Source organism: Clostridium sp. AF21-20LB (genome assembly GCF_003478795.1).
Lineage (GTDB): Bacteria > Bacillota > Clostridia > Lachnospirales > Lachnospiraceae > Otoolea > Otoolea fessa.
In genome coordinates, this window is the sequence record NZ_QUGD01000046.1 from 1 (window position 1) to 4,610 (window position 4,610).

5 protein-coding genes and 2 pseudogenes are annotated in these 4,610 nt (G+C 45.2%); 3 read left to right on the forward strand and 4 right to left on the reverse strand.

Annotated features, from left to right (window positions below; all coding sequences use genetic code 11):
- Positions 1–616 precede the first annotated feature (616 nt).
- On the forward strand, positions 617–1,237 hold the full coding sequence (locus DWX76_RS13515; protein WP_118570871.1) for a flavodoxin family protein: 621 nt from the start codon (positions 617–619) through the stop codon (positions 1,235–1,237).
- 30 nt (positions 1,238–1,267) lie between these two features.
- Here the strand turns inward: DWX76_RS13515 and DWX76_RS13520 are convergent.
- From DWX76_RS13520 to DWX76_RS13530, 4 genes and pseudogenes are all read right to left on the reverse strand, one after another.
- A pseudogene (locus tag DWX76_RS13520) lies at positions 1,268–1,576 on the reverse strand (Uma2 family endonuclease); the annotation flags it as partial.
- Positions 1,577–1,771: 195 nt separating this feature from the next.
- The gene (locus DWX76_RS14040) at positions 1,772–1,909 is read right to left on the reverse strand and encodes a hypothetical protein (protein ID WP_182429790.1); all 138 of its coding nucleotides are present in this window, start codon (positions 1,907–1,909) and stop codon (positions 1,772–1,774) included.
- A 291-nt stretch (positions 1,910–2,200) separates the two neighbouring features.
- Entirely contained in the window at positions 2,201–2,587 is a 387-nt protein-coding gene (locus DWX76_RS13525; protein ID WP_182427387.1) for a LysR substrate-binding domain-containing protein, read from the reverse strand.
- A complete protein-coding gene (locus DWX76_RS13530) occupies positions 2,533–2,937 on the reverse strand; it encodes a LysR family transcriptional regulator (protein ID WP_182427386.1) in 405 nt (134 codons plus the stop codon). The genes DWX76_RS13525 and DWX76_RS13530 overlap by 55 nt, the downstream gene beginning before the upstream one ends.
- Before the next feature lie 270 nt (positions 2,938–3,207).
- Between DWX76_RS13530 and DWX76_RS13535 the strand changes: the two genes are divergently transcribed.
- Entirely contained in the window at positions 3,208–3,750 is a 543-nt protein-coding gene (locus DWX76_RS13535; RefSeq protein WP_118570872.1) for a chromate transporter, read from the forward strand.
- Between the two features lie 47 nt (positions 3,751–3,797).
- Positions 3,798–4,354: pseudogene (locus DWX76_RS13540) on the forward strand (chromate transporter).
- The last annotated feature ends 256 nt before the right edge of the window (positions 4,355–4,610 follow it).

Below are 4,610 nucleotides of genomic sequence, written 5' to 3' on the forward strand. Positions count from 1 at the left end.
AAAGTTTTTCATTTTAAAAACCTCCTAAATATAGTATATAAGTTTTTTAAGTTAATTAAGCCGGCAATATTTGAAATCAATTAATTGATTTATAGATATATATTTTTTTTAAGTTAATTAAGCCGGCAATATTTGAAATCAATTAATTGATTTATAGATATATATTATCATAATCTTAGGGGAATTTATTTCCGATATTGAAAAAAAAGCAATTAAGCAGAAAGGGATAGCAAACCTTTCTGGCTCATTCCATTTTTGATATATTTTTATGCCTAAAATCCAGCCTATCAAGGGCAAGCGTTGTGCCAAAGGCACCCTTGACAGTCTTCATCGAATGTACTATCTTATATGGGGTTGAGTAAGGGGTTGAATACAGAAGAGCAGTCCTAAAACCTCCTATAAATAATATGTTTTTTAAGTAAAGGCTGGGTTCGAGTCCCGTCTCGCGCTCTTTTTTATTATTGCGGAAGCTTTGATTCATCAGGGTTTCCGCTTTTTTGCATTTTCATTTTTATGTAGACAGTTGTAGACACTTGAAGACAATATATACGCTTACAGACTGTTTAAAAGCAATTTGTTGGAATAAATGTATCGCAGAGTAAAAGGAGGAAACCAAATGAGCAAGGTATTAATTCTAAACGGAAGTCCACGTGTAAACGGCAACACATCCATTGCCATCCGGGAAATAGAGAATGTATTTCGAAATAGTGGGGTAGAGGTAACAACCATGCAGATTGGAAATAAAGATATCCGGGGCTGTATTGCCTGTAACCAGTGCAGCGAAATTGGAAAATGTGTGTTTGATGATATCGTAAATGAGCTGGCACCTCTCTTTGAGGCGGCGGATGGCCTGGTGATTGCCAGTCCGGTCTACTATGCATCGGCTAATGCGACGCTGATTGCCTGTCTTGACCGCTTGTTTTACAGCACGTCCTTTGATAAGAGCATGAAGGTGGGTGCCAGTGTAGTCTGTGCACGCAGAGGCGGCTGCTCAGCGACTTTTGATGAATTGAACAAATTTTTTACCATCAGCAATATGCCGATCGCATCCAGCAGATACTGGAACAGTATTCACGGCTGTGAGAAAGGGGAGGCAGAGATGGATGAGGAAGGCAAGCAGACGATGCGGATGCTTGCAAAGAATATGACATTTCTTATGAAGTCCATCGAGCTTGGCAAGAAAGAATATGGTCTTCCGGAACAGGAGGAGCGGACGGCGACGAATTTTATTCGGTAAGTTTAAGGGAGTCAGAGCATTTTTGATAAGGTAGTCCATGCGCCGGCTGGATGGAGATACGATTTCGAAAATGAGATCGGGAGCGCCGGAACAGCCGCGGTCGGTCAATTTATTCGGATCACAGATAAGAGAGATATCAGGCTCAGCCCAATCTTTATCATCCGCATCCAGATTGACGGCGAAAGGAGGCGGATAAACGCGGCATTTTCCGCCGTTGGACTCGATATAATTTCCAAGAAGGCGGGAAATCTGGTAGGAAATTTCCTGATAAATCCGGCTCGGAGGTGCCATATTATAAAATTGCCCGTCGATCAGCTTTGCACGCTGTCCGTCGGGCAAATTCCAGTAATCTTTTAAATATAGGTATACCTATAGCTAAAAGTATATTACAGGAAGAAATTATTTTCAATCATCCGTACGTATTCGCAACCAATCCCAGATAACCTCAGCGTCGTATCAGGTCATATGGATAATGATGACCTGATAATCGCGAACCGTCTCATACGGAAGTTTACCGGAACCGTCATGCATCCATCACAGGAAAAGGCTGTAGCGGACGATGGCATACTCTAACGCGATCCCCTGCATCTGTAGAATCATATCTTCCAGTCCGCTGCCTGGTTCCAGTAGAGCGGAAAAGAACGCATTTGCCAGAAAATGACGAAGAGGCATCTGAGAGAGCACCGATGCATTTCGAAATTTTTCCCAGGGTAGTTCAATATCGCAGATCAGTGAGCGTAGCTGCGGGAGAGCCCTTCGGAAAATTTCTGTGGACAGGATATGTATGAGGGAAGATTCCCAGGGGATTTTGAGCGGAAATATGGTTGGATGGCAAAAGTTCACGCGCCATTTGGACAAAATCCTGCATGACAGGAGACAGAAACTTGCTCTGATGCCACGCCAGATGAACGGTATTTTGAAAAGAAAAATCCGAAAAATAGATCCGGGAAATGGCACTGAGTCTCAGCTCAGCTCGATCATAGTGCTTGGAAGAATCGTGACGCCAAGCCCCAGGCGGACGGCTTCGAGAATGGCCTCTTGCGAGGTGCTTTCCCAGGCAGGGGTGACCTCACAGCCGGTCTGGCGGATGGCATTTTGAAATACTTCATAGGAGGTGCTGCCGACTTCGCGAAAGAGCAGCGGTTGTTTCATAAATGTATTGATGGAAACGGTTTTTCCTGCCATCGGGTGTCCCGGCGCGCAGATGGCGGTGTAGTGTTCCTGAAACAGGGGAGTCAGGGCAATCTGTTCGGAGTGGATGGTTCCGCCGACGATTGCAAGATCTAGCGCCCCATTTAAGAGCATGGCTTCCGTCTGTGCGGTCGTCTGTATATGGACCTGCGTGTGCACCTGGGATATGTCTCTTGAAATAGCTGCATGAAACGTGGCAGATAGGAAATCCCCACGTTGGTGCTGGCACCGATGCGGAGAACTCCGCTGATTCCGGAATTGGAAAATGCCAGTTCCATTTCATCGTACATCTGGATAAAATGACGTGCATAGTCGAGAAAACGCCGCCCTTCGCCGGTAATTCGCAGACGCTGGTTGATCCGGTCGAAAAATAATGTTCCGTAGTGTTCTTCGAGCTCCCGGACGGCGGTGCTGACGGTTGGCTGCGTCAGGTAGAGATTGCGTGCCGCCTGTGTAATGCTTCCGGCGGATGCTACTTCGATAAAAATTCGGAAATGCCGCAGTGTCATGAAAACTCCTTTCCTGAATGTTTCATAAGGAGTGGGAAACATTCGTATCTGTGTGTTTGTCCTACTTTTTGCCTGCCGTCAGAAAGGTTATTTTTGACGGCGCTGCTTTTATAGACGATCATAGATGTTTTGATAAGAACTATATATAAATTATAGTAATTTTAAAATGAATTGGCAAGTGTTATAATGGGCACAGAAAAAGGAATGTTGTTTTGCGTGAAGGAGAACTGGGAGAGACAAAAGATAAAATAGAAAAAGGGGGAATGGCAGATGAAACAGAAGCATCAACTGCTGGTTTTATTTTTAAAAACACTTTATATCAGCGCATTTACATTCGGAGGCGGTTTCGTCATTGTGACATTTATGAAGAAGTGTTTCGTGGATGAGCTTCACTGGATTGATGAACAGGAAATGCTTGATTTTACCGCACTGGCACAGTCCTGTCCGGGCGCGATTGCGGTAAATGGGGCAATTTTGGTTGGCTGGAAAGTATATGGGTTTGCCGGAATGGTGGTGGCAGTCATCGGAACGATTCTTCCGCCGATGGCGATTCTGGTGGTTTTATCCGTCTGTTACGCCGCGTTTGCGTCGAACGTCTGGGTGGCAGCAGCACTAGAGGGAATGCGAGTCGGCGTAGCGGCTGTGATTCTGGATGTTTCCTGTGGGCTGGGAGTGAATGTTCTGAAGGAAAAAAAGCTGTATTCAATTGCAATCATGATAATTGCGTTTCTGGCTGATTTTGTGCTGGATGTGAATGTATCTATATCATTGCGGCGGGTATTCTGGCGGGAACGATTCGATTTATCTGGATGAGAAAACGTGAGCAGACGGCCGGTGCGGTATAGAGAGGGAGAATAGATATGATCTATATACAATTATTTTTGAGCTTTCTGCAGATAGGGCTTTTCAGCGTGGGCGGCGGCTACGCGGCGATTCCACTGGTACAGAGCCTGATTGTGGAACGACAGGGATGGATCACGATGACGGAGTTTGCGAATCTTATCACGATCGCGGAAATGACGCCGGGACCGATTGCGGTCAATTCAGCAACCTTTGTCGGAATTCGGATAGCGGGACTTCCGGGGGCGTTGCGGCAACCTGGGGATGTATTTTCCCATCTTGTATCATTGTATCGGTATTGGCATACATATATCGGCGTTACCGTGGCGGCTCTGCGATGGGAAGTATTTTAGGCAGTCTTCGCCCAGCGGTAGTGGCGCTGATCGCGGGTGCCGGACTTTCGATGTTACTGGCAGCAGTTCTTCCAGAGGTAAATGGGGAGAGGATGATCCAGTGGGGCAGTCTGGTTCTTTTTTCGGCAGCTTTTATAGCGCTCCGCAAATGGAAACTGAACCCAATTCTTGTGATGTGGGTCTGCGGCGGCGTCAGCCTGGCAGTTAAATTGATTGAGAGGTAGTATAGGAATAGGTAATAGATATAAATGAGAGTGTAGATGGAGATTGAAAGCGGTATTTATGAATGGATGGAAATGGCATCGGATTCTTTTGATTCGATGCCATTTCTGGGATTAGGGGAAATAGATGCATAGACTTCAAATGGTTAGAATATTCTAAAAAATCACAACAAAATAAAAAGAATAACAAATATAGAAAAATCGTTGACAATCCTTGGAAACTCTGGTATCATAACATACGTCCTTGAGACAAGGGCAA